Origin of the sequence: Tessaracoccus bendigoensis DSM 12906 (assembly GCF_900141915.1) — a bacterium.
In the GTDB taxonomy this organism is placed as follows: domain Bacteria; phylum Actinomycetota; class Actinomycetes; order Propionibacteriales; family Propionibacteriaceae; genus Arachnia; species Arachnia bendigoensis.
Genome location: NZ_FQZG01000145.1, coordinates 1 through 1,951 on the forward strand (window position 1 = coordinate 1; position 1,951 = coordinate 1,951).

The 1,951-nt window shown below is 71.9% G+C and carries 2 protein-coding genes and 1 pseudogene; all 3 read right to left on the reverse strand.

Annotated features, from left to right (window positions below; genetic code table 11):
- A partial coding sequence (locus tag BUC15_RS18795; protein ID WP_245788046.1) for a DUF2637 domain-containing protein occupies positions 1-646 on the reverse strand: 646 nt, incomplete at its 3' end.
- A complete protein-coding gene (locus BUC15_RS18800) occupies positions 643-1,572 on the reverse strand; it encodes a bifunctional DNA primase/polymerase (protein ID WP_073191631.1) in 930 nt (309 codons plus the stop codon). The genes BUC15_RS18800 and BUC15_RS18795, both read right to left, overlap by 4 nt.
- Positions 1,572-1,951: pseudogene (locus tag BUC15_RS18805) on the reverse strand (serine/arginine repetitive matrix protein 2); the annotation flags it as partial. The pseudogene BUC15_RS18805 and the gene BUC15_RS18800, both read right to left, overlap by 1 nt.

A 1,951-nucleotide genomic window follows, 5' to 3' on the forward strand; every position in this document is an offset into this window, starting at 1 on the left:
TGGTGTCAGTGAGGTGCGCGACGGCGAACCAGCGGCCCACGGTCGAGGGATGCACCCCGAGTTCGCGGGCGATCCGCTTGTTCGACCAGCCCGCCTCCCGCAGCTGACACCCCAGCGCCCGCCGATCCGCCACAACGTCATCGCGACGGGTGAGTTCTGTCTCGCCAGACGGCAGCGCGGGCATCGACTCCGCCGTGCTCTTCGAGAACGAGTCGGCGACGGCAGGTTGCGTGTCGAGGTCGGTGGTGCGGGTGAGGATCACGGTCAGGTGAGTGATCGCCAGCAGCACGACGGGCGGCACCGCGGCGACCGAGGCCGCGAGCATCCTTGGGACGTCTGCGTCTGCGGCGACGACGGCGTGAATGGCGTTCGCCGTCACCGACACGAGCGCGCCGCCGACCAACAGCGCCCACGGATACCAGGCCGAGTGCTGCCCGGCCAGGGCGACGACGGCGACCGTGGCGACGACGATGATGCCGTCCACGATCAGCGGCCACGCCCACGCCTGCCCCGCCCCGATCCCGGAGCGCGCGGCCAGATCGGCCAGCGACGTGAACGACAGCCAGAACGCCCCGGCGGCGATGAACACCGTCCCCGCGACCGCCGTCATGGCGGCCCAGCGCCGTCCTTCCGATTCACGCCTCACAACCCAGCCCTCCCAAGGGCTGGGGACGGTGGGCTCGCCGAGTAGCCGAACCACCGATCCGCGCTCATCCGGCGGCCTGACGTGGCCTCCCATGGAGGCTGGGTGGCGCGGTAGGCCGAGCGCACCGTCGTGGCGATCTCGCGATCGCCCAGACCCGCCGACTGTGCCGCAGCACCCAGCGCATCAAGCGCGCCGGCGGCTGAGACACCGTTCTCGGCGAGGCGGCAGGCGGCCCAGAACAGGCCCCGGTTCCGCTCACCCTCACCCCGCCCGGCGACCCACGCCGCCAGCCGCTTTCCATCCACGGCGACCGAGGTGTCGTTGGCGCGTGGTGGGGTGACGGGGCGCGGGTCGAGGAAGTCCCGCAGCCGTGCAGCGTCCACCGTGCCCACCGAGTGCGCAGCGATGTCGGCGACCTCGTAGCGCTTCAGATGGCCGTCGATGATTCGCCGGGAAGGCGGAGCGATGATGTAGCCGCCGTCGCCCCGGAAATCGACCCCTGCGGTGGCTGCCTGCCACGACCGCTGCTCCCTGCCCGGTGTCGCCGGGAAGTACACGTGCGCGCCACCGGTGGGTGTGCGCACCAGCAGGCCCGCGCCATCGACTAGCCCCGCCTCGGAGGCGCGCTCGAATGCCGCGCGGCCATCGTTTGGGCCGTGGACATCGACATCGACGACGACAACGCCCGATGCCGCTCCCGTCGGGATGCCGGTGTTCGCGTTCGGTGTGCGCGACCACCACGCGGCAACCTGTTCCGGGTCGCTGCTCGCGTCGAGGAACCCACGGCGGGTCAGCGGACGCTTCCCCTCGACGACGCACGGGAACACGGGCACGCCAGCCGCCGCGAGGCTCCGCGCCGCCAGCGCCAGGTTCGGCGAGCGATCCACGCGGATGAGCGCCGCCAGGACATCGAATGGCTCGGGCATCACAGCCCCCGCCCCGCCAGAGCTGGCATCGGCGCACCGCGCGGATGATCGGTCTCCACCGCAGGCGCAGCCGCGCGGGAGGTGCGCGGAGTGGGGGTGTCGCGTTCGAGGCCGGGCGGGGTGCCGTCGCCGACCTGGATTGTGTCGAGCTGGTCGAGGATCGCCAGCGCGGTCTTCCGCACCCGTTCGCCGGTGGCCTGCACCACCTGGGCGGGCTCTTGGCCGTCCACTCGGGCGGCCCAGGTCGAGACGTACGGGATCGTGTACCGGGCGGTGTCCATGCCGTGCGCGGCACCGATCATCAGCGCGACGGACTCGGCTTCGACCTCGCGGATGCCGCGATGCTGACGTGCTTCCTCGTCGTCGGGATCGTGCATCA